At 47.2% G+C, this 23806-nt stretch carries 17 protein-coding genes; 8 read left to right on the forward strand and 9 right to left on the reverse strand.

All coding sequences use genetic code 11. The annotated features are described in order from the left end of the window. Nucleotides 1-86 precede the first annotated feature (86 nt). Entirely contained in the window at nt 87-3293 is a 3207-nt protein-coding gene (locus H8K36_RS08825) for an efflux RND transporter permease subunit (RefSeq protein WP_186916018.1), read from the reverse strand. Nucleotide 3294: 1 nt separating this feature from the next. Then, nucleotides 3295-4467 (reverse strand): efflux RND transporter periplasmic adaptor subunit, encoded by a 1173-nt coding sequence (locus tag H8K36_RS08830; protein WP_186916017.1) that lies wholly within the window; start codon nt 4465-4467, stop codon nt 3295-3297. 415 nt (nt 4468-4882) lie between these two features. Between H8K36_RS08830 and H8K36_RS08835 the strand changes: the two genes are divergently transcribed. Next, entirely contained in the window at nt 4883-5914 is a 1032-nt protein-coding gene (locus tag H8K36_RS08835) for a Glu/Leu/Phe/Val family dehydrogenase (RefSeq protein WP_186916016.1), read from the forward strand. A 134-nt stretch (nt 5915-6048) separates the two neighbouring features. Here the strand turns inward: H8K36_RS08835 and H8K36_RS08840 are convergent, their stop codons facing one another. From H8K36_RS08840 to H8K36_RS08865, 6 genes are all read right to left on the reverse strand, one after another. Then, nucleotides 6049-6456 (reverse strand): type 2 periplasmic-binding domain-containing protein, encoded by a 408-nt coding sequence (locus H8K36_RS08840; protein ID WP_230404434.1) that lies wholly within the window; start codon nt 6454-6456, stop codon nt 6049-6051. A 24-nt stretch (nt 6457-6480) separates the two neighbouring features. Continuing rightward, nucleotides 6481-7752, reverse strand: coding sequence for a hypothetical protein (locus H8K36_RS08845; protein WP_186916014.1), 1272 nt, complete (start codon nt 7750-7752; stop codon nt 6481-6483). Nucleotides 7753-8123: 371 nt separating this feature from the next. After that, the gene (locus H8K36_RS08850; RefSeq protein WP_186916013.1) at nt 8124-8543 is read right to left on the reverse strand and encodes a type 2 periplasmic-binding domain-containing protein; all 420 of its coding nucleotides are present in this window, start codon (nt 8541-8543) and stop codon (nt 8124-8126) included. A 12-nt stretch (nt 8544-8555) separates the two neighbouring features. After that, the gene (locus H8K36_RS08855) at nt 8556-9824 is read right to left on the reverse strand and encodes a porin (protein WP_186916012.1); all 1269 of its coding nucleotides are present in this window, start codon (nt 9822-9824) and stop codon (nt 8556-8558) included. 342 nt (nt 9825-10166) lie between these two features. Beyond that, nucleotides 10167-12437 carry a TonB-dependent receptor gene (locus H8K36_RS08860; protein WP_186916011.1) on the reverse strand — a complete coding sequence of 757 codons (2271 nt, stop codon included), beginning with the start codon at nt 12435-12437 and terminating at the stop codon, nt 10167-10169. 117 nt (nt 12438-12554) lie between these two features. Then, nucleotides 12555-14018 (reverse strand): metallophosphoesterase family protein, encoded by a 1464-nt coding sequence (locus H8K36_RS08865; RefSeq protein ID WP_186916010.1) that lies wholly within the window; start codon nt 14016-14018, stop codon nt 12555-12557. A 398-nt stretch (nt 14019-14416) separates the two neighbouring features. Between H8K36_RS08865 and H8K36_RS08870 the strand changes: the two genes are divergently transcribed. From H8K36_RS08870 to H8K36_RS08895, 6 genes are all read left to right on the forward strand, one after another. Further along, nucleotides 14417-15856, forward strand: a complete 1440-nt coding sequence (locus tag H8K36_RS08870) for an MFS transporter (RefSeq protein WP_186916009.1) — start codon at nt 14417-14419, stop codon at nt 15854-15856. A gap of 185 nt (nt 15857-16041) precedes the next feature. After that, nucleotides 16042-17271 (forward strand): AGE family epimerase/isomerase, encoded by a 1230-nt coding sequence (locus H8K36_RS08875; protein WP_186916008.1) that lies wholly within the window; start codon nt 16042-16044, stop codon nt 17269-17271. Beyond that, the gene (locus H8K36_RS08880; RefSeq protein WP_186916007.1) at nt 17264-18202 is read left to right on the forward strand and encodes a carbohydrate kinase family protein; all 939 of its coding nucleotides are present in this window, start codon (nt 17264-17266) and stop codon (nt 18200-18202) included. Before H8K36_RS08875 ends, H8K36_RS08880 begins: the two co-directional genes overlap by 8 nt. Before the next feature lie 70 nt (nt 18203-18272). Next, complete coding sequence (locus H8K36_RS08885) at nt 18273-19688, forward strand: glycoside hydrolase family 47 protein (protein ID WP_222611180.1); 1416 nt, start codon at nt 18273-18275, stop codon at nt 19686-19688. A gap of 19 nt (nt 19689-19707) precedes the next feature. After that, complete coding sequence (locus tag H8K36_RS08890; protein WP_329604217.1) at nt 19708-22179, forward strand: GH92 family glycosyl hydrolase; 2472 nt, start codon at nt 19708-19710, stop codon at nt 22177-22179. Nucleotides 22180-22308: 129 nt separating this feature from the next. Continuing rightward, nucleotides 22309-22803, forward strand: a complete 495-nt coding sequence (locus H8K36_RS08895) for a DNA-deoxyinosine glycosylase (RefSeq protein ID WP_186916006.1) — start codon at nt 22309-22311, stop codon at nt 22801-22803. 88 nt (nt 22804-22891) lie between these two features. Here the strand turns inward: H8K36_RS08895 and H8K36_RS08900 are convergent, their stop codons facing one another. Continuing rightward, nucleotides 22892-23179 (reverse strand): hypothetical protein, encoded by a 288-nt coding sequence (locus tag H8K36_RS08900; RefSeq protein WP_186916005.1) that lies wholly within the window; start codon nt 23177-23179, stop codon nt 22892-22894. 268 nt (nt 23180-23447) lie between these two features. Between H8K36_RS08900 and H8K36_RS08905 the strand changes: the two genes are divergently transcribed. Beyond that, nucleotides 23448-23768 (forward strand): DUF2322 family protein, encoded by a 321-nt coding sequence (locus H8K36_RS08905; protein ID WP_186916004.1) that lies wholly within the window; start codon nt 23448-23450, stop codon nt 23766-23768. Nucleotides 23769-23806: the final 38 nt, after the last annotated feature.

Here is a 23806-nt window from a genome sequence, read left to right on the forward strand (position 1 = left end):
GTAAGCCAACAACTTTAAAATCGCTACAAAGAAAAAGCCGGAAGTGAGTCAAATCACTTCCGGCTTTTTCCGATCTTAATCGAACTTTAATATCCAAATAGCGCCGATATTGCAGCGAAAATAAAATATACTGTTGTAGAAACGATAGAAACTGCGAGTAAAACCAGCAACACTCTAACTATGCAATCGATCAATGTGAGAGTGAATCCAAAAAAGGGATTCCAGTTCTCGCTACGGCGACGGTATGTTTGAATCATTTCGTCTTTGTATATTTCAATACTGTCATAAAAACTCGGTACCACAAGCAAAGTAAGTAACGTCGAAGTAATCGTTCCCCCAATAATCGCGATCGCCAAAGGCCGATAGAACTCACCACCTTCGCCGACTCCAATTGCGACTGGCAACATACCAGCGATCAACGCGAATGTGGTCATCAGGATTGGTCGCAGCCGCAAACGCCCAGCTTGCATCAACGCTTCTTCGCGACTTACTTGATCACGTTCAAAACCCCGAGCACAATCGAGCAAGAGAATCGCATTCTTCGCGACCAAACCCATCAACATGATGATTCCAATGAAGCTCATCAAATTGAGTGTTCCTCCAGTTATCTTGAGTGCCAACACGACGCCAATCAAACTCATCGGGAGTGAAATCATAATTGGGATAGGTGCTGTGAAAGAGCCGAACTGCATAACTAGAATCAAATACATCAATAACACACCCATTACTAATGCAATCGTCATCTCAGTAAAAAGTTCACTTTGATTTTTGGCAGATCCTGCAAGTTCAATCCCATATCCCGCGGGAAAGTTAATAGCTTTAGCAATTTTTAATGCATCAGTAGTGACTTCACCAGGCGAACGACCCTGTACGTTTGCGGAAACCGCAATCATACGTTTACCGTCAGCATGTTCAATACGTGAAGGCCCTTTGCCCATCGTGATGGAAGCGATCTGCTCGAGCGGAACCATTTTATCGGTGCCTGAAACAGCAATTGGCAAAGTTTCGATATTGTCGGCACTGACACGATCAGCAGGATCAAGGCGAACCGATACGTCGCGTGTTTCACCTGTTGGGTCAACCCAGTCGCCCACTTCGACGCCCGCAAAGGCAACACGCAAGGCTTGCGCTGCATCGCTGGCAGAAATCCCTAACGAGTTCGCTAAGCCACGATTCAACTCAATTTGTAATTCATCTTTAGGATCTTGCTCAGACAAACCAACATCGACTGCACCTGGTACTTTGCGCAATTTCTCCATAAAGTCGCTGGTGATTTCCATCAGCTTGCGAGAGTCTTCGCCGGAGAATCGAATTTGCACTGGCTTACCGCCGCCATTATTTAAATCATCTTGCACCACGTATTCAGCACCGACTAAGGTGCCGACCAAAGCACGCAAGCTCACAGCGACCTCTGCCGCTGAACGCTTACGTTCGGTACTCTTGCCGATGTCCACGTACACACGACCACCTGTAATATTCACACTACTATTGGTCGCTACGGTTTCTGGCAAGGTACGCGCTAACTCGGCAGCTTTCTCCACTTTTAAGCGTGAGTATTCTAGGCTAGAACTTGATGGTGTACGGATATTGATCATCAAGTTACCACTGTCCGATGCGGGCAAGAAGCTCGTACCACCAAATTTTGCTTGAATTGCGATCGCTATCGAGAAACTAACGACTGCAATCACTGCCATCCAACGACGGTGATGTAGCGCCCATGCGATCACATTGCCGTAGCTCTCAGCTTTACTATCAAACCATTTATTGAACTTCTCTAACTTCAAACTAATACCAGTCTTAGGCTGGAGGTGATGTCCCACAGGATCACCCCAGAACGCTGACAACATAGGATCGAGAGTGAAAGAGATGAACAAACTCACCATCACCGAACTCGTCACCGTTAAAGCAAAGGGACGGAACCATTCACCCGACACGCCAGGCATAAAAGCGACTGGGATAAATACGGCCATGATAGAGAAGGTTGTCGCGGCAACTGCTAAGCCAATCTCTGCAGTACCGTTCAACGCTGCGGTGCGACGATCTGAACCGTTTTCCATGTGACGCACAATATTTTCACGGACCACAATCGCATCATCAATCAAAACACCGATCGCCAATGACAAACCAAGCAAGGTCATGAAGTTGAGTGTAAAGCCACATAGCCACACTGCAATAAATGCCGCGATGACTGAGGTCGGCAAACTCAAGGCGGTAATCAAAGTCGAGCGCCATGAATTCAAGAACACATAGACCACAAAAATCGTCAACACCGCACCGAAGATCAAAGACTCAATCACGTTGTTCAAATTCTTTTGCGCATTTTTACCACCATCTTGGGTAATCTCAAGCTTTGTACCCTCAGGCAGAATTTTATTGATTTCATCGACTTGCTTACGGACGCGATTGGCCACCGTCACGGTACTCGCGTCACGAGACTTCATGACCATCAACCCAACGTTAGGATTACCGTTGCGTACACTGAAACCATTGATTTCAGCAAACCCATCTTTAATCGTCGCCACTTGCGCCAAACGAATCACTTCGGTGCCTCGACGCTTGACTACGATTTGTTCAAACTCGGCTGGCGATTCTAAGCGACCGACCAAACGAATACTCTTCTCGTCCATGGTGCCGCGCACTTTACCGACAGGTGCAGTCGCATTTTGTGTGCGCAGTGCATTGACAACTTCAGACACCGAAACATTGAACTCACGTAATTTTTGCGCTTTTAATAGCACACTCAATTCGCGTTTAAGAGAACCATTTACAGATACAGTCGCTACACCATCGATGCCGCGGAAGCGATCTGACAAATCATCTTCTGCTAAACGAGAAATTTCAGCATGTGTTTTTGTCTTCGAAGACAAGGCCATCTGCATGATAGGTTGATCATTCGGATCGCGGCGTTCGATAATCGGTTCCCGCATCTCAGTCGGCAACTTGTAACGCACTGAGGCAATCGCATTACGCACGTCGTCCGATGCTTCGATCATATTGCGATCAAAGTTAAAACGAAGCTGGAAGTAGGCGCTGCCTTCACTTGCCGTTGCGTTCAATTGCGTCACGCCAGAAATACTCTGTAGTGATTTTTCGATGCGATTCACGATCTCGCGTTCTACCGTTTCAGGTGAGGCACCTGGATAAGGCACAGAAACACCGAGCACAGGTTCTTGCACATTCGGGATTTCATTGACGCGCAATTTTGAGAGCGCCAACAAACCCACGCACATCAGTGCGATGATAATAACAATCGTCGCTACTGGTCTTTTAATACTAAAGTCAGATAGAAACATTTTATTTTCCTGTCACAGCAGTAGAAGCTGGTGCAGCCGCGGGTACTACGGGAGCGGCGGTTGGCGCAGCGGCACCTGCAGATGCTGTCAACACCACTTTAGAGCCTTCTTTAAATGTCGACATTGGTTGGCGTAATACTTTGTCGCCTATTTTCAAACCAGATGCCACAGCATAATCGCCACGACGTACGTCACGTTCCCCCACAATAATCGCGGCGCGTTTCAACAAACCATCTTGAATGGCCCAGACAAAAGTCTTGTCGCCATCACGAATCAAGGCCGAGCTCAATACTGTTAAGGCTTGAGTACTTCCAGCTTCGATACGCCCTTCTGCATACAAGCCTGATACGCGAGGTTGATTGCTGCCGACGAAGTCGACCAAGACTTCAACCTGACGTGTAGTGGCGTTTGCCGCTGGGTCAACACGACGTACCTTACCAATGAACTGTTGATCGTAGCCATTGATACGGAAGCTCACAGACTGGCCTGCTTTCAACACGCTCACTGATTCAGCGGACACTAGACCTTGGAAACGTAGGCTGCTTGGGTCGATCACTTTCATGATCTCTTTACCGATTTGAGCGGTGTCGCCATTCGACACTTTGCGTTCGCTCACGATGCCATCAAACGGCGCGCGAATTTCTGTACGTTGCAATTGCTGACGCGCAGCGACATTACGTGCTTTGGCAGCCACTAACTCACTTTGCGCATTATTTCGACGAATCTCTGCATCTTCCAAAGCCTGCATTGACGTCATTCCGGAAGCTCGCAAAGTCTTCAAGCGTTCCAACTGACGTTCAGCTTGGTCTAAGGTTTGCTGGGCTGCACGAGCCGCTTGTTCGCTAGAACCGAGCTGATCACGGAAACTGGTGTCATCAAGGCGTGCCAACAAATCACCTTTACGCACGGCTTCGCCATTCTCTTTCAACACTTGCATCACGATCGCTGATACCTCTGCGCGCAAATCGGCTTTACGTTCAGGTTGTATCGAACCGGTAATCACAGGACCAGAGGCTAAGGCATTATTTTCAACGACGAAATAATCTTCCTGCGTCACTTGCAGGGTAGCCTGCGCTGATGCGCTAGCACTTGCAGTCTTGGACTCTTTTCCGCCCTTCTGGCATGCCGTCAAACTGAGACTCAATGCGAGAATGAGTAGACTGGGTCGCAACATAATAAAACCTCCATGAGTAGAATCTTCCTTTGAACCCGTTACCATACGTAAAGTTCCTGTGTTTGTCACGAGAAGGTGACGAATCTCCAGAGCAAGGCAACGAAGTTACGGAAAAAGGGTTCGAATTGAGTCCAATTTCAGAGGAAAAACACGTCGTTTCCCGCTCATTTTTAGTATATTTTTAACATGTAATTTGACTAAAAATACCGTTCTGAAAGTTGAATTTACCCCCACTTCGCCTTATACTGCGACGCGCGTGACACAATCACCGATTTTTTGTTCGCTACCCGCGCAACAAAAGCCAGTAACACAAAGCATCAAAAAACCGAATTCCCCTTTCATCCATTTATTTTTGCGGTATGGGCGCAAGTGACACATAAGTCATCTTGAACTAGATCCGCGCGGAGCCATAAGCATGACCGCCTTTGTATTTAACGAAGTCAATTTTGACAACCACGAACAAGTCGTTTTCGCCTCTGAAGCCAAATCTGGCTTAAAAGCAATCATCGCCGTCCACAATACCAACCTAGGTCCTGCTATGGGTGGTTGCCGTATGTGGAATTACGCTACCGAAGCGGAAGCAGTACGCGACGTATTGCGTCTCTCACGAGGTATGACCTATAAGAATGCTGTTGCTGGCTTGCCTATCGGCGGCGGTAAGAGCGTCATCATCGGCAATCCAAAAACAGATAAAACACCTGCTTTGTTTGAAGCACTTGGTGAAGCGTTGGGACGCCTCGGTGGTCGTTACATCACAGCGGAAGACGTCGGTACTAGCCCTGCAGACATGGCGAACGTAGCCGGCAAAACCAAATATGTTGCAGGTTTAGGCGATCGTGGTGATCCATCCCCATTTACAGCATTAGGTTGCTTCGTCGGTGCACAGGCTGCGGTTAAACATCATTTCAAACGCGATAGCTTCGACGGCTTGACCGTGGCGTTACAAGGCTTAGGCCACGTCGGTTACGACTACGCACGCCGCTTGCACGAAGCTGGTGCTAAATTGGTGGTGGCTGATATCGACCAAAATTCCTTGAAACGCGCGCAAGAAGAATTCGGCGCGACTGTAGTTGACGTTAATGCCATCTACGACGTTGAAGCTGATATCTATGCACCATGCGCACTCGGTGCGACCTTGAACCCAGACACCATGAATCGCTTAAAAGTGAAGATCGTGGCAGGCGGTGCTAACAACCAGCTGGCAACACCTGAAATCGGTGAAGTATGCCGTCAAAAAGGTATCTTGTACGCGCCAGACTTCGTTATCAATGCCGGTGGCATCATCAAGGTTTGCTACGAGTATATGAATACACCGGAAGATGGCATGGATGCTCATGTACGTCGTATCGGTGAAACTTTGGCAGAAGTATTTGCTCGTGCTGATGCGGAAGGCGTACCAACTAGCGTCATCGCTGATCGCTTGGCGGAAGAACGCTTTAAGAAATAATCGTTCGAGAACGTTACGCTTTCAATCGTAAGCCTTACTCTCAAAATAAAAATCCCGAATCATCGTAAATGATTCGGGATTTTTTTATTCAACTAAGCTGCGGCGATCAACCGTCACAACTTAGCACCGAGCTCTTATGGCGTGAATACGACTTTCACACTCGAGTTGACAGCACTCTTTTCAATCACACCGATGCAGTTAGGATTGGCCGCGATCATCTTGAGCGTTTCAGCGGAATCAGCCACATCGCGCGGCGCACTACCCTTACCACTGAAAACTAAACGAGACCATATCGCTTTTGCTTGCGCTTCATTCTTCCCGAGAACTTTATCAAAAAATTCTGCACGAACGCCACCGGAAGTCGGCAACAAAGGAGAAGCCTGTCCGCCACCGGGTAGCTCTTTAGTATTGCCTAAATAAATATCCGCGACCTGATCCTTCGTCATGCTAGAAACGGAACTCTTGGATGAAACAACGATGACGTTTTCTGCCTGTGCCACACTAGTCAATGTAAATAAGGCCGTCACTAACAAGGCTTTCATAGTTATCTTCATGGTAGACCTCGCTTAGAATACAAAATCAAGATTGACAGTAAACATCGACACTTTGCCATCAAATCCACTTGGCTTGCCTAGCATCGACGTTTCATAGCTATAAAAGCCATTCGAAGCACCGACACTCGGATACTTCATTTTCGCCATCTCTAATTGCGTTTTAAGAGCAAGATTTTTCGCGAAGTCCCAACGCACACCGATAGAGTTCACCGTACGGCTGGAGTCGCCTGTACCAAGATAAGACTGATTCAAATAATTAAGTTGAGCTCGAAGTGCTGGTGGCGCAAAAGCACCAGGACTGAAAGTTGGTTTATCTCCAGTCATATCAAACTTACCTGTGCCAATAAAAGGAGTGAAATCACCGATACGTCGCGCGAATAAGGCGTTCCATCCAGTCACACCAACAATGACCACAGAATTTGTTTCGCGCTTCGACCATTCTGCTTGTCCTATCCATTCACCATCATCATAAGTTGCACCAATCGTGGAGATCGTTGCGGTAATACCTTTTGTTGGCGCAACCGCATTCAGAACAGAAATGCAGTTTGTGCACGCGACAGATGGAATCGCTTTCAATGCTGCAATATTGCCCTCGACTGTCGGAGCATTAATCGAAGCGTTATACCAAGAATATCCGCCACGCACGCTCCAAGAATCTTGTCCCCATTTGAGAGACAAACCTTTAACGCGATTTAAATCAACATCCCCCCCAGCAACACTGACCTTAGTCTTGCCAAAGAATCCTTCGAGCTGTAGGTTTCCAGAACCAATTTTTTTATCCCAACGAGCCGTAGCGCCATCTTGGAAAGTAATCGGATTGACCTGATACATTTCAGATTGCGGACGCGCGGTTGTCTGGGCGTAGCTCAAATTGCGATAATCTGACATGATGAAAATTGGAGCAACCGTGCGTCCCAATTTAAAATCGATTTCCGAAGTAATTGGATAAGAAACATAAGCCCACTCGACGGTTGGCTTATTGCTTCCGTTGACATCTTTTTTCGAAATGAGTTGCACCACACCTTTAAAGTTACCTTGCGGGTTCACCGTCATCTGAATCGAAGCCTGGCTATCGCCATCGAACTTCCAGTCCTTGAATGACAAAGTACGCTGACGCTGTTCAGTTCGAACCCCAGCAATACTACTATTTCCTTTATATGCACCGACAGTACCAAAACCATCGACTTTAAACCAATCACTAAATTCATCGGCGTGTGCAACTGAGCTCAATGCAAGTGCCGAAATGCCAGCCAAAACAAGTGGGTAAATTTGACGCGCTTTCATATCGCTTTCCTTTATTTTTTCAGACAAAACATGAAACACATGGTAGAGGTGAGACAAAATAAGACTGCTTATATACTTTGAACAAACGCTCTTTATTTGTGAGTTATTTCAAAGTTATATGATCCCTGAATAAGGAATAATTCATACTAGCAACATTTTGCGACAGGTCAAACTTCTTTCCATAAAAAAACTATTTTGCTCTTTTTTTACAACATTGTTTTGGCTTTTCGATAACAACATTTGCATAAAAATCACTAAAATGTCCTTATTTTGCAAGTACTTACGGCAATATTCGGTGTTCTTAAGATAGATACCAGTGCAAAAAAAATCCCAAGCCTAAACTTGGGATTTTGTGATCAACAGAGGCAGTACTACGGTGCAAACACCACTTTAACACTCGCATTTACAGCGCTTTTCTCAATCACGCCAATACAACTTGGGTTCGCCGCGATGAGTTTTACTGCTTCAGCCGAATCGGCCACATCACGCGGTGCACTACCCTTGCCACTGAATACCAAGCGTGACCAAATCGCTTTTGCCTGCGCTTCGTTCTTGCCTAAAACCTTATCGAAAAACTCGGTTCGTGTTGCCCCCGAACTTGGTAACAATGGCAGGGCAATACCACCACCAGGAAATTCTTTGGTATTTCCTAAATACAAATCTGCTACCTGTTCTTTACTCAAGGAACCAACCGCGCTCTTTGCTGACACAACAATCACGTTCTCTGCAGATGCAAAAGCCGAACAAGCCAGCAAACACGTTGTTAACACCAATTTGGAAAATGTTTTCATGTTAGACCTCGCTTAGAATACAAAATCAAGATTGACGGTGAACAGAGAAACGCGACCATCAAATCCATTGGGTTTTCCAAGCAACGAGGTTGGATAACTGACGTAACTTGATGCACCCACAGTTGGATATGCCATCTTGATTTTCTCGTATTGCACTTTGAGGGCGACGTTCTTCGCAAAATCCCAACGCGAACCCAAGGTGAGCGTATCGTGATCAGCACGACCTACGCCAATGAACGATGCGTTCAAATAATTCAATTGCACCTTAAGCGCTGCAGGCGCGAATGGTCCAGCCTGAAGTCCAGGATTTGCAGCATCGGTCGTGTATTTACCAGCGCCGATGTAGGGAGTGAAATCACCAAATCGACGTGCACCCAATACATTCCAACCAGAGACTGCAGCAATAATCACTGAGTTACCTGTACGCTTAGCCCACTCAGCCTGAGCAATCCACTCGCCATCATCATAGCTGCCGCCTAGGGTCGTAATCGCGGCGGTCATGTCGTTAATGTTGGCAACGGCTGGCACTACTGTACTACAATTCGTGCACACTACTGCCGGCAAAGCTGTCAGGCTCTTGATGGTCGCGGCTACTGTTGGTGCATTGAATGCAGCATTGTATTTGGAATAGCCCGTACGAACTGCCCAAGATCCATCAGCGTACTTCACTGAGAATCCCTTTACACGATCTAACTTCACCTCACCGACAGCATTACTGACCGTAGTCTTCCCAAAAAAACCCTCGACTTGGAGATTGCCGCTACCGACCTTCTTATCCCAACGACCAGTCACACCGTCTTGATAGGTAATCGCATTAATGTTGTACACCTCAGACTGAGGGCGCACCGTGGTTTGCGCATACGCTAAGTTGCGATAGTCTGACATCAAGAACACTGGCGCAACTGTTCGACCGAGTTTGAAATCAAAATCGGAGGCAATTGGATAAGAAACATATGCCCACTCAACAGTTGGCTTAGTACTGCTCTTGATATCTTTCTTCGAGATTAATTGCAGTACGGCCTTCAGTTTGCCTTGCGGATTGAAAGTAGCTTGAAGCGAGGCTTGAGTATCGCCATCGAATCGCCATTCATTTTGTGATGCAGTACTTTGGCGAGAATCGACGCGCACACCTGCATTCGCGTTATTCCCTTTAAATGCACCGATGGTACCGAAGCCATCGAACTTGACCCAATCACCGAGATCATCAGCGAGGGCTGCCGAATTAAAAGCCAGTATCGAAATACCGGCGAATACTAGTGGATAGATTTGACGCGCTTTCATATTGCTTTCCTTTATTTTCAAACGAAACATGGGAACACATGGAAGGGGTGAAACTAAATCAATCTAGAGGTAGGACTACATTATTCGATTGCTTTACTTTTGCTGAATGCATGATTCCTGAGAAGGAATAATTCATACTAGCAACATTCACCAACACGTCAAACTTCTTTCCACCAAAAAACTATTTTGCTATTTTTTTACAACATTTCTTTAATATTTCGCCAACGCAACTTAAATACCAGTGAAAACATGCGTTGCACAAAAAACAAAACCACCAGTGCTCAGTGGTGGTTTTGCTCTCATATCAATCTCTTGTATTGCTAGCTCATAGTTTAAAGCGCATCAAAAATCTATGCTGGTAGACAATGACCATCCGCGTTTAGGCATAAATGTGTATTGGTCAAATTGCACGCCCTTACTACTCGCAGAAATTGAAGTGGCCGACTCTTTATTGAATAGGTTATCGATCCCTAACTGCACCTTGAGATTCTTCACGAATCGACCTGGATTTTTCCATCGATATCCCATGGTCAAATCTGTTGAAGTGTACGCAGCTATTTTATATGCCGCAGGTTCACCGTCTTTGGCGAATTGATCACCCACCGTCTTTGCAATGATCGATCCATACCATGCACCATCTTTATATAAGAAACCAAAAGCATCGGTTGATTTCGGTGCTTTTGCTACTTGCAAGTTTGTTCCTTTAGTTCTAGCTTGATTGATCGAACCATTCACATGCGCTGAAAAACCTGCGCCAAGGTAATAAGTTACCGATGCCTCGACACCTTTATAAACCACACCACCTTGGTTGTAATAGATCAGATCATTTCCTGTGCCAGTAGAAGCGATCTTATTATTGAAATCAATGTAGTAAATATCCGCATCAAAAACCAAGTTAGACGCTTGGTGCACCACGCCAACTTGATAATTCGTCGACGTTTGCGGTTCAGGCTTACTCAAGTTCGGGTTATTGACATAGAACATGGACAAATCAGGCACCAGAAAACCTTTTGCCACTTGCGCATACGTCGAAGTCTCTTTGTTGATGGAATAATTCGCAGTCAAGAAAGGTAAAGTCGCTTGATAAGTTTGGTCAGCCTTTGTGGGAATACGTGTACCTTGATTCACTTCAGCATCTAAGGAACGTTCAAAGTGCATGTACTTTACCCCTGGCGTGATCGTCAATTCACTTGTCGCAGCCCATTCAAATTCAACGAATGGTTGATACTGCTTCCATGAAGACTTCTGTTCGTACGCAACATCTTTCGGCGCAGTCGCCTCTTTTGGATTACGTACACCTAAGGTCCAATCAAGATCATAAGTATGGCGATCTGTATCGGAGGTTTCTAACCACACCCCAACGCGCAGCAAGCCAGCATCAGTTTTATCGCTCAGTTTAAGAATATCGCCTTTGACGCGATAGGAATTTAACTTGTTATAACCGGGAACATTTTTATTGCCAGCTGGCGCGGCTTTAGTTCCATTCGCTGTAGCACCGCTTGCGTCTTGGCCAGAATAGGTATCATTGTTGTAGGCGTAGGTATACAAAGTATTATCTACCGACCAGCTACCTAACTTAGTTTGCACGCTCAAATATTCGAAGTCAGTCTTCTTGTTATTGAAGTTGTAGCCAGAATAATTTTGACTGTTTGGGTCAGGATTCAAAGCATAATTTTTTCCATACAAAGCAACCTGCGCCAAAGTCACGCCGCCTTTATCTGCGACGTTACTAAAGATCTTGTTGTATGTTGAAAAGAAAGTGATCGTCGTATCAGTGCCGATATTTTTCTGTACTTTGATCTGGTAATTGTCTTCACGTACTGCACTTTGGCTCAAGTAACCATCGGTCGACAAACGTGAGCCGTTAAACATCCAGTTAAGGCCATCGTACTTATCTAAAATACCGCTATCAATTTGCACGCCATACATCTTAGTGTTCCACGATGCAACTGTGAAGTAAGGACTAAAGTTAGCATCGGCTGACAACTCTTTTGAGAACAAATTGATCGAACCGCCAAAGGTTGCTTGACCTAAATTACTAGCGTTGCCTGGTCCGCGCTCTACTACCATACCGCCGATAATGCGAGCAGGGAAATAGGAAGTCGAATGATGCGTAGGATTATTAGTATCGCCAAATGGGATACCATCATAAGTCATGTTGTATTCACCGTCTTGGAAGCCACGCAACGTGACTTTCGTTTCAGCCAAACCTGCACCGTTAGCAGACACGCCAGAACCAACGCTTGGAGCGATGCGCGCTACTGCGTTAAAGTCAGCCAACGGCGTAACTGCTTGCTCAATAAAGGTCGCGGTGATAATCGATTGTGGTTGCGTTGCTTTCAATGAAGCTTGGACTGGCGCGCGATTCGCAACCGTGTTGCCGGTGATAACGACTTTGGTGGTAATCGCTTTCGCGTCGAGGGCTTGATCCGCATCCGCCTTGGCACCATCGGCGTTCGTGTCTTTTGCGTTGCTAGGTTGTGCGCTCGGCACAACACCATCGACACTCATATTTTGAGCATAAACCATCGAAGAACCTGCCATCAGAGCAAGTGCGAAGAGAACTTGCGATGCAAGATAGTTCGGTTGAAAATCAATGTTCGTGCGTTTCATAATCTTCTTTCGATTTCAGGATGAATAAAACCCTAAAGTGTAGAAAGTGTTTATGACGCGCCGATTAAGCCTTCATGACGAGCGCATGACTTGACAACACATCTCCATGCGCAAAAATTATTTATTGAGGACGCTACATTTACTCTCAGTGCCGCTCATCAAGCACTGTGTCATCGCTTTGCCGGCGATATCGTAGGCTGTCATCTGCCATTGGTTCGCTTTTCGCTCCAACAGGAGAAAGCCGTCACGATTACTATTACTAAAATGGTCCACGACGGCATTTGGAAAAGGTGTAGTGCCAGCAGGCAATTCATCAGGCAATGCGCTATCCATCGCCGTTCCACCGTTGCCTGAACCAAATTGTGTTGGATGATCTGTCGTATAAGTGACCGCCTGAAATAGATGCACATGTCCAGACAGTACGGCTTTAATCCCAGCGGGGAACAAACGTTGTGGCTGACGTTCTTGCATAATCGCCTGTAGCACCTGATTTCCCGGCTTAAACTCGACGCTACCATCTTCTTTATGCGACGCCGCAAAACCTAGAATCGGGTGATGATTCATGAAGATATTAAAATCTGCATTTTGAGAGAACTGTTCTACCTGAGCGAATTGTTGTGCATAGATCACCCGTGCAGGGTCGTCTTTAGAGACCTTCTTACCGGGCACTTTCGCGGTATCGAAGACAATAAGTTGACTCGACGTGCCACCGCTCTTACCAAGGGGAATAGCATATGGCGAACTATAGTCGCCAATCATATCGAATTTTTCTTGATTGCAATCGCGCCCCTTGACGTAAGGACGAGGATCTAAAAACCGCCAATACCCCTGACCAGCACGTACACAAGATTCATGATTGCCACGAACCATCACCCAAGGTGCAGCCAGTAACAATGGTTTAGCGGGCTCGAAGAAATCGGCATACCAAACATCGTACCCATATCCCCAAGGACTACCTTTACAGCCCATGTTCCCTTCGGGACAAGGGTTTTCACGATAGTGATAATCACCAACATGAATCACCAGGTCGGGATGAAGACTGACAGCTTTTTTGATGACTTCGGCAAAAGCCCACTTTTGTGCATCGTTACAAGCTTGGAAGGCGTCATCCGCCTTCTTCATACGACAACCTGTATCGCCCAGCACGACGATGCGTTGAGGAATTGCTTTCGGAATTGGAATCACAACACCATCGACATCGGCTTTCTTAGTATTCGCTGATAAAGCTGCCTCACACGTCAGCACCGCAAAGTCACTTGCCTTTGAATCTTTTTCATCGCTAGCGGTCGGTCGTTGAGCAACTGTCTCTGGCTTTGCTCGCACCCGCATCGGTGCTGATTTCCCATCTTGCTTTAACAATGGACAGTGCCCCTCGTAGGTCAGACTTCGAACCACAGCTTGACCTTGTTCGCCTAACACGATCCAACTAACAACTGGCTTCTCAGTCGCAGCGACACTGACTGGCAAACCCAACATGCCGATCACGCAGGTAGCGAACACATAGAGCAATCGACAAAAACGCGATAGCTCATTCGATACATCTAGCAATTGATGTAAGCCTAAGGATGCAGAAAAATTCATAAAGTCGCAATTCAAGTGGGCAAAATATGAAGGTAACTCTACCTTTAATTTATGTCGACTTGATGAATTTGCCGCTCTTAAACATCTATCACAAATAGTGTAGTTTATTTATCCTTTCTGAAGGATCGGTGATTGTCGTCTCCGTATGCAAAAACAAGGTGTTTAGCAAACATCATAAACAAATCAAAATTGCCACACTTGCATATACAAAAACCATCACTGCAGATACCATCTATCCGGCATTCTTCAGGAGATGGGAATGCATTAAAGTTCATTAGGTTGTAGAAACTACGTGAATATTTTTGTGAACACAACAGACCAATCGCCACGTGCACTAAAAACCGCAGCTTAAATGCGTGAAAGACGTGAGATTGGATACGATAAAGAATGTGAAAACAATGACGACGACTAAACAAGCACAAACCCAATGGGCGCAATTTATGCCATTGGTCACAGTATTCTTTTTTTGGGGATTCGTGGCTGCCAGTAATGACATTCTGATTCCAGTATTCAAGCAAGCCTTTCATTTGACTCAAATGCAAAGTCAGCTTGTGTCCTTAGCGTTCTATGTTGCCTATACGGTCGGCTCTATTTTGTATCTGATCGTATCCGCACTCCTCAAAGAGGATCTTATCAATCGTATCGGCTACAAAAATGGACTTGCGCTTGGTCTCGGGATCTCTGCTTTAGGCACTCTGTTATTTTATCCAGCAGCCAATATGGGCTCTTTCGAACTGATGCTGGCCGGTTTATTTACAGTGGGCTTAGGGTTTTCATTGCAACAAACCGCAGCGAATCCCTTGGCGATTGCACTCGGTACCGCAAGCACAGGCTCACAACGCTTAACCTTAGCCGGTGGCGTCAACAATTTTGGCACGACCATCGGCCCTTTGATTGTGAGCTTTGCGATCTTTGGTGCCCCTTCCGCAACCAATACAGCAATCAGCATTGAAAGTGTAAAAATCCCATATCTCGTGCTTGGTGCCGCATTTCTCATTGTTGCCGTGTTCTTAAAGTTCTCCGGGATTCCAGATCGTCCGCAAGTCGCCGATGCGGTCCAAGAAAACGAACAATCATCCCGCACTTCAGCCTTACAGTATCCACAGCTCGTATTAGGGATGATCGCCATCTTTTTGTACGTCGGCGTTGAAGTGTCAACGGCGAGTAACTTACCAGCGTATATGGAAAGCAAGTTGGGCTTTCTGACCAAAGACATCGCGCCCTACATTTCACTGTACTGGGCAAGTTTAATGATCGGTCGCTGGACTGGCGCAGTCGAAGCCTTTGGTTTCGATGCGAGCGCCGCCAAGATTGCGAAATTTCTAGCCCCTTATTTAGCCTTCAGTGTATTCCTCGCTGTCAATGCGATTGCTCAACACGATCTCAGTCACTTCTACGTGTACGGCGCGATTGTTTTGGTCTTGATTGCTGCCGACATCGCGAGCAAGGGAAACCCTGCCAATATGCTGTTGATTTTCTCCGTCCTTGGCATACTCGGCTTGCTCATCGGCATGAGTACAGATGGCATGACCAGCATTTATGCTTTCACCTCTATTGGTTTGTTTTGCAGCACTTTATGGCCTTGCATTTTCGCACTGGCGATTAATGGACTTGGCAAACATACTGGGCAAGGCTCGAACTTCTTAATCATGATGATTATGGGTGGTGGTTTTGTGAGTTGGGCACAAGGTGCTTTGGCAGACAGAATCGGCATTCAATCCAGTTACATCGTCGGCGTCATTTGCTTCGCCTACCTCGCTTTCTACGCTTGGCGCGTAAAAGGTCTACTCGCGGCACAAGGTATCGATCTCAATAAGAAAGTGGATTTGGCACACTAAATCAGTCGTCCGGCAATTTCATAGAAAAGCTACAGGCCGTTTTGCTGTAGCTTTTTTGTTTAGTAAACCCAATAAACTGTGGTGCAATTCACTGCCTTTCTTGTGGTGCTAAATCCCCTCCTGTACATTAGCTTTCATCCTCATTTTTTGATGGTTCATTCCTTTGCATTATTGATTAATTGCCCATGAACACATTTCCTAATTTCCGCTCGGCAAATACGCTGCATGATCACATCACTGCCACCATGGCGTTTTACCATCCGCGATGCATCGACGCTAGTGGCGGCTTCTATCACTACTTTAAAGACGATGGCAGTGTTTATGACAGTCACAGTCGGCATCTCGTCAGCAGCACTCGTTTTGTGTTCAACTACGCGATGGCCTATCGTCACTTTCAAGATCCAGAGTACCTTGCTCAAGTAAAGCATGGCGTGCGATTTCTACGCGAAGTGCATCGCAATGCCAAGACGGGTGCTTATGCTTGGCAGTTGGATTGGAAGAATGGAGAAAAACGCATCACCGACGGCAACAACCATTGCTATGGATTAGCTTTCGTGGTGCTCGCTTATGCCCATGCCTTAATGGCCGGTATCAGTGAAGCGCGTGAATACTTGTACGAAACCATCGCCCTGATGGAAGAAAAATTTTGGCAACCCGCCTTTCATTTGTATGCAGACCAAGCGAGTGAAGATTGGTCAGTTCTCGACCCATATCGTGGGCAAAACGCGAATATGCATTCGTGCGAGGCCATGATTGCTGCCTACCAAGCAACAGGCGATGTCACACTCTTGCATCGCGCCGAAACGATAGCGCGCTCGATTACCCAAACTCAAGCAGTGCAAGCCGATGGTTTGATTTGGGAACACTACGACCGGCAATGGAAAATCGATTGGAACTATAACCTCGACGATAAAGCGAACCTCTTCCGCCCTTGGGGTTTTCAACCAGGGCATTTTACGGAATGGTCAAAACTCTTAATGCTTCTCGACGGCTATGCTGAGCATCTACAGAACGACAGCACATGGCTATTACCGACCGCAGAGAAATTGTTTGCGATTGCCATGGAGACGTCTTGGGACACACAACATGGCGGCATTTGTTATGGTTTCGCACCTGACCGCAGCGTCTGCGATGGCGATAAATATTTCTGGGTGCAAGCGGAGTCTTTCGCTGCTGCCGCTTGCCTCGCCAAGCGAACAGGCAAAGAAGAGTATTGGCAATGGTACGACAAGATCTGGCACTACAGCTGGCAGCATATGGTTGATCATCAACATGGTGCTTGGTATCGAATCCTACGCAATGACAATAGTAAAATCAGTGATGAAAAGAGCCCTGCTGGAAAAACCGACTATCACACCATGGGGGCGTGCTACGAAGTCTTAAATGTGCTCGGAGCCTTCGCACACCATGGCTAACGTTAATAACGAACCTAAGGCTTTCCCGCAATTCGTCTGTCCTGGCGAAGCACTGACCGACATGATACGCACGGGGCCAGACCAATGGCAGAGCTTGGTTGGCGGCTCGACTTGGAACGTGGCGCGCAGTCTTGCCAAGCTCGGCTTAAGGACCAGTTTCGCTGGTGCGATCAGCCAATGTCTCTTTGGCGATGCGCTCTACCACGCGAGCAAGGAAGCTAATTTAGATCTGCGTCTCTTACAGCGTTACGCGAAGTCCCCTTTGTTGGCCATCGTTGGAGAAACTTCTCCTCCCGATTATTTTTTCATCGGCGATGACGCAGCGGATCTCTATTTTTCTCCTGACGATTTGCCCAACAAATGGGATAGTGAACTGCAGTGGGCGCACTTTGGTGGCATCAGCTTGGCGCGTCCACGGCTCGCAGAAAAATTGATCGCCTTGGCGCAGCAATTGAAAGCACAAGGTATCAAGATTTCTTACGACCCCAATTTCCGTAAGCTGATGGATGCCAACTACGACCACACATTGCAGACCATGTGTGCGCTGGCAGATGTCATCAAAGTTTCCGACGATGATTTGATCGGGCTTTTCCGAAGCGTCGATCTAGACCAGCACTTCCAGACTTTACGTGGATTCAATCCAGAAGCCGTCGTTTTGTACACGCGTGGTGCGGCTGGCGCTTCTTTACATGTTGGCCAACAAGTCTGGCAGGCAGCTCCACCGCAAATTGAGGTAGTCGATACCGTAGGTGCGGGGGATGCCAGTATCGCTGGTTTGCTGTATAGCCTTTGCCAACATCCCGAACGTAGCTGGCAACAACATTTGTACTATTCGGTGGCAAGTGGTGCAGCGGCCTGCCTCGCAGCGGGTGCGCAAGCGCCGACGCTTGAGCAAATCATGCCGCTTTATCAAACACTGAATATGGACTAAAGCCCTTGCAACTCAAACCTCTTGCAACTTAACCCTATAGCAAACAACACTCAAACAAAAGAGACGACACATGCGGAACTCATTCAAATTCATTTGCACTGCGATTGCCCTGTGCTACTGCTCGCAAGTCACTACTGCCAGCGCGACCCAAGCGCCAACAAATAAAAGTAAGCAGACAAAAGTTGCCAGCGCCGCTGTGAGCATGACAGAAGCGGATGCTGCGGTAATGGCAGAGAAAGTCAAAGCAGAGACACTTCACGCTTGGAACGCTTACAAACAATATGCATGGGGGCATGATGCACTTAAGCCGCTCAGTCAAAGCAGCCATGATTGGTATGGCAGTTCGCTATTGATGACGCCCGTAGATGCGCTCGATACTTTGCTCATCATAGGTCTCGACAAAGAAGCGAAAGAAGCACAGGAATTAATCGCGACTAAACTCAATTTCGATCAAGACCTCAATGTGCAAAATTTTGAGATCACGATTCGTTTATTGGGCGGCTTAATTTCCGGCTATCAAATGACGAAAGACCAACGTTTGCTCAATCTAGCAAAAGATTTGGGCGACCGCTTACTTCCCGTTTTCAATTCACCTACCGGCATGCCTTACACGCACGTCAATCTCAAAACCGGCAAGGTCGAAGGCAATGTGAGTAACCCTGCTGAGACCGGCACCTTGATTTTAGAATTTGGCATGCTCAGCAAACTCACGGGCAACCCTGTGTATTTCGAGAAAGCCAAGAAAGCACTGGTCGCGACCTTTGCACATCGCTCCAAGATTGGTTTGGTTGGCTCAGGAATTGATGTGGAAACAGGAACCTGGACCGATAACACATCGCATATTGGCGGTGGCATCGACTCCTACTACGAATACCTCAACAAATGCTGGCGCTTATTCGGCGACAAAGATTGCAAGGCGATGTGGGACACCAGCATTCAAGCAGTCAACCAACATCTAGCGGAAGAAGTGCGAGGCGAGTTTTGGTATGGTCAAGTCGATATGCATACGGGCAAGCGCACCGCCAGTGTGTATGGTGCCTTAGACGCGTTTATGCCAGCATTATTGGTACTTGGCGGCGATCTGGATCGTGCAAAACGTCTTCAAGATTCTGGACAAAAAATGTGGCGCTTACACGGCATAGAACCAGAGGCAATCGACTACGTCAATATGAAAGTGGTCTCTGCTGCTTATCCTCTGCGACCTGAAATTGTAGAGTCAGCTTACTATCTCTACCGCGCAACTGGAGACGTGAAGTACCGGGTCATGGGCAAAGAATTTTTTACTGACTTCGTTCGCCGCTGTCGCGTTCCTCACGGCTATGCAGCACTGAAAGATGTGCGTACCGAACTCAAATCCGATTCCATGGAAAGTTTCGTTTTCGCAGAAACATTCAAGTATTACTACCTCTTGTTCGCACCTAAATCCGCTTTAGATTTCGACAAGATGACCTTCAATACTGAAGCGCATCCTTTCCATTTGGATTAAACAACAAGGAGTTTGAAACGTGTTCACTTCCGCCCTCTTCTCCATTGTGCAGCACAAAAAAATCATGGCCTTGAGCCTTGCATTGGTATGCTGCAGTACTTCACTACAAGCACAGACGACATCCACGAAGTTAGCGAACTTAGCCAACACGCCAGTCAATACGTTTATCGGTACTCAAGATGATGGCAATACTTTCCCAGGTGCCTCGGCACCGTTTGGCATGATACAAGTGAGCCCAATAGGGGAGCATTATTCTGGCTGGCGCTACACCGATCCTAAGATTCGTGGCTTCGGTCATTTCTTCTTGTCGGGCGCAGGGTGTTGGGAACAAGGCGGCCAATTGTCGGTGTTACCGGTGACAGGCAAAATTGGCCCTGGGGGTGATTTCGATACTAATAAAGCCGATAGTTTTGATCATAAAAAATATGCCTCCACTTACACCCACGAGGGTGAAGTTGGAGATGCTGGCTATTTCAAAATTCAACTCACCAGTTATGGTGGCATCACTGCAGAAAGCACGGCGCTGACGCGCGCCGCTGCAGAACGCTATCGCTTTGCCGACAATCAAAACGAAGGCCATGTCTTAGTCAATGTTGGGCAAGCCAATGAGCGTCATTCGGTTGCTGGCAGCAGTCTACAAGTGATCGACGACCATACAATCGAAGGCAAAATCGTCACCTTAAGTTTTTGTGGCGGCACCAAATACACGACTTGGTTTCGCATGGAATTTGATCGCCCTTTCAAAACCCATGGCGTGTGGAATGAGGCAGGTGGCAAAGTCGGCGTGCGCAGCTTGAGCCAACAAGGCGAGGTTCGTCCACATGGCGCTTGGTTCACCTTCGACGTAAGTAAAGACAAAAGCGTGACTGCGGTGACTTCAATTTCCCATGTTGATATCCAAGGCGCACGCCGCAATCTCGGTGCCGAAGGAAAGATAGGAGAAACACTCATCAGCTTTGATGCCATGCGTGAACAAGCGCAAGCGGCATGGGCGAAAGAGCTCAATAGTCTACGTATTAGTGGCGGCAGCAAAGATGAACGCACCGTGTTCTATACCGCCTTGTATCACTCCTTGTTGCAACCGCTCACCGGCAATGATGTCGACGGTCGCTATCGTGGCTGGGATAATCAAATCCACACCACAGATCGCCGCACAGGCGAAACCTATTATGAATTCTTCTCCTTGTGGGATACCTATCGTGCGCAAAATCAATTGATCGCCTTGCTGCGACCACAACGTGCCAAAGATATTGCGAACTCTGTGCTTAAGATCCATGAGCAAAGTGGTTGGTTACCACGTTGGGGTTATGCCAGTTACGAAACCAATGTGATGACGGGAGACCCTGTCACGCCATTTTTGGTGGATCTCTGGCGCTATGGGGCATTAAAGGGTAAAGAGCAACAAGCCTATGCAGCGCTGCGCCAGAATGCCTTTGGCGTGCCGGATTTCAAAATCCGCGCCCAAGGTCGCGCTGGCAATCCAAGTTATTTGCAACTGGGTTTTGTGCAATATGATCGCGCCTTCCCCGCTAAAGGGATGGATGTCGATCCACACCATGGTGGTTCCGCCACGTTAGAATACGCCCAAGGCGACGCAGCTCTTGCGATGATGGCACAGGCGCTAGGCAAAAAAAGCGACACGGCTATCTTGAAAAAACGCGGCATGAATTGGCGCCAAGTGTGGGACAACAGCGTGGTTGATCAAGAGCTCGGTTTCAAAGGCTTTCCACGAGCCCGTGTAGACGGTGGTGATTGGTATACAGAAATCGATGGCAGCTATAGCCCTCGCTCGGAACATGGCTTTCACGAAGGCACGGCATGGCAATACCAATGGTTAGTGCAACAAGATGTGCCAGGCTTGGTCAGCGAAATGGGCGGCCGCGACATGGCAGGCAAACGCCTCGACGCTTTCTTCGCCCTCGATGCCTTACAAAAAGATGCACATCAAGCGGTACGCAAAGAATGGGTCGTTGGCCCGTACAGTTACTACAATCAATACCGCTACAACCCCAATAACGAACCTGATTTGCATGCGCCGTGGATTTACACTCACATTGGTCAACCATGGAAAACGGCTATCGTCGCCCGTGCTGCGGACATCTTGTTCAGCAATGCACCGAACGGTGTTACTGGCAACGATGACCTCGGCACCATGTCCGCGTGGTATTTATTCAGCGCGCTCGGAATCTATCCATCGACACCGGGAACTGGGGATTTTCTTCTGCATGCGCCAAAATTTGCCAAGGCTGAAATTGACTTAGGGAATGGCAAAGTCTTGCAAATAAACACGCAAGGCCTACAAGCCACACAAGCCAACTTCATTGAAGCTGCCAGTTTGAACGGCAAACCACAAAGCAAGGTCTACCTCACATGGGAGCAAATCCAAGCGGGCGGCTCAATCGAATACAAGCTCAGCAATCGTATCGATACGCGTGGTTGGGGGACGCAATCGAAAGACCTGCCAGTTGGGCTTTCTGGTCGGGTAAAGTAAGTCACAAAACAATCGTCTATCGCTCGGCACCTGAAGTGAGTGCCGAGCTTTCTTCCTCTTGAGTTTTCAAATATGCGCTAAAAAAGCAGATCATTGATTATTGATGGTTTTCGTTGGCATAATGCACAGATGAATGCCAAACACTGCTTCCCTCCTGTAGTCGACAAACACACCGAAATCCTCATCCTCGGTAGTCTACCTGGCGACGCATCGCTGGCGCAGCAGCAATACTATGCACATCCGCAAAATCGGTTTTGGCATTTATTGTCTGATGTTTTGCAGAACAAGCTAGTTGAACAAGCATATGAACAACGTTTGCAAACGCTACTAGAACATCGTATTGGTTTGTGGGATGTGGTGGCAAATGCCAAGCGTGAAGGTAGCCTCGATAGTCAGATCAAATCACGTCAAGATAATGATTTGTTAGCTCTGCTGACTCAACTGACGTCGCTCAAGACCATCGCTTTTAATGGTGGCACTGCGAGTAAATTAGGCTTGAAAATACTAGGGTCGAATGCGAGCCGCTATCGCATTCTTCAACTACCCTCAAGTAGTCCAGCATTTACATTGGCCTACGCAGCAAAACTGGCGCAGTGGAAACAGCTCAGTCTACAAACGATTTAGCAGTCAACAAAGAAAAAGCGACACCAGCCGGTACTAGTGTCGCTTCCTCAAAACTCTAGAAACGATGCTCAAGCGAGCATCAATTTCATTACTTCTTCGTTGCTGGTGCAGATGCAGCGGATGCGGAAGCTTCCACTTTTGGTGCATGCTGACGTTTACCAGACGCTTGACCTGTCGCTACATCGCGTGGGCTTGTTGCAGTTGCAGAGCTAGCGGCAGAGGCTGCAGCTTTTTCAGCTGGTTTAGCAACAGCAGCTTTCGATGCAGCGCTGGCGGCAGCGGCTTCGACTTTTGCTGCTGGCGCTTGTGCCATTGCAGAACCCATAGCGATCGTTGCAACAGCGGCAGACAACATTAATTTGTTGATGAGTTTCATGATCATTCCTATTAAGTAAGATAAAAGTGAAGCAAACTTGGACTACATTTAGAGCTGAAATCCAATCGTAGAGAAGTACTACGCCCTTCCACAACGCCATCACTGGAAAATCTGTTGACAGCATTCTTCAAATTTTTTTCGATTGCGGTTTAGTACTGCTCGGCAATACCGATGGTAGAGAGGTAAAATACCGACTACATCACCTGTAGGCTTCTCACCATTAGAGTCATTTCTACAGCAAAACAAACATTATTTCTTGAGGAACACTATGCAATTTAGCGAAATCCTAGCGAGCTTGCCAAGCATCGACCACTTAGCAGCGATTGAGTTATATGCTTCGAACGCCGAAGTTAATGCTATCGCCCGCATTGAAAACAAACCTGGCTCTGCAGGTAGTGTGCGTGTCTACCATGCCTTGCTGCAGGAGTTTTCAGGGATCACCGTTGATGCTGCAAATAAAGGTTTGGAACTGTATGCGGAACATACGGCTGATGCTTTGGCCTTTCCTGGTAAGCATCCAAATATTGATCGCTTGATTCAGGTGAAGGAGTCTGGGCAGGTGTTGAGTGCGAAGCTGATTCCAATCTAATGTTTGCCAATAGAAATTTTGATCTTGGGCAGCCTCAA

The sequence above is a fragment of the Affinundibacterium nitidum genome, from assembly GCF_014284155.1.
GTDB classification, from domain to species: domain Bacteria; phylum Pseudomonadota; class Gammaproteobacteria; order Burkholderiales; family Burkholderiaceae_D; genus Undibacterium; species Undibacterium nitidum.

Bases quoted from the DNA above. Each gene is read 5' to 3' on its own strand.
- H8K36_RS08825 (WP_186916018.1), bottom strand. From the start codon at position 3,293: ATGTTTCTATCTGACTTTAGTATTAAAAGACCAGTAGCGACGATTGTT.
- H8K36_RS08830 (WP_186916017.1), bottom strand. From the start codon at position 4,467: ATGTTGCGACCCAGTCTACTCATTCTCGCATTGAGTCTCAGTTTGACG.
- H8K36_RS08835 (WP_186916016.1), top strand. From the start codon at position 4,883: ATGACCGCCTTTGTATTTAACGAAGTCAATTTTGACAACCACGAACAA.
- H8K36_RS08840 (WP_230404434.1), bottom strand. From the start codon at position 6,456: ATGAAAGCCTTGTTAGTGACGGCCTTATTTACATTGACTAGTGTGGCA.
- H8K36_RS08845 (WP_186916014.1), bottom strand. From the start codon at position 7,752: ATGAAAGCGCGTCAAATTTACCCACTTGTTTTGGCTGGCATTTCGGCA.
- H8K36_RS08850 (WP_186916013.1), bottom strand. From the start codon at position 8,543: ATGAAAACATTTTCCAAATTGGTGTTAACAACGTGTTTGCTGGCTTGT.
- H8K36_RS08855 (WP_186916012.1), bottom strand. From the start codon at position 9,824: ATGAAAGCGCGTCAAATCTATCCACTAGTATTCGCCGGTATTTCGATA.
- H8K36_RS08860 (WP_186916011.1), bottom strand. From the start codon at position 12,437: ATGAAACGCACGAACATTGATTTTCAACCGAACTATCTTGCATCGCAA.
- H8K36_RS08865 (WP_186916010.1), bottom strand. From the start codon at position 14,018: ATGAATTTTTCTGCATCCTTAGGCTTACATCAATTGCTAGATGTATCG.
- H8K36_RS08870 (WP_186916009.1), top strand. From the start codon at position 14,417: ATGACGACGACTAAACAAGCACAAACCCAATGGGCGCAATTTATGCCA.
- H8K36_RS08875 (WP_186916008.1), top strand. From the start codon at position 16,042: ATGAACACATTTCCTAATTTCCGCTCGGCAAATACGCTGCATGATCAC.
- H8K36_RS08880 (WP_186916007.1), top strand. From the start codon at position 17,264: ATGGCTAACGTTAATAACGAACCTAAGGCTTTCCCGCAATTCGTCTGT.
- H8K36_RS08885 (WP_222611180.1), top strand. From the start codon at position 18,273: ATGCGGAACTCATTCAAATTCATTTGCACTGCGATTGCCCTGTGCTAC.
- H8K36_RS08895 (WP_186916006.1), top strand. From the start codon at position 22,309: ATGAATGCCAAACACTGCTTCCCTCCTGTAGTCGACAAACACACCGAA.
- H8K36_RS08900 (WP_186916005.1), bottom strand. From the start codon at position 23,179: ATGAAACTCATCAACAAATTAATGTTGTCTGCCGCTGTTGCAACGATC.
- H8K36_RS08905 (WP_186916004.1), top strand. From the start codon at position 23,448: ATGCAATTTAGCGAAATCCTAGCGAGCTTGCCAAGCATCGACCACTTA.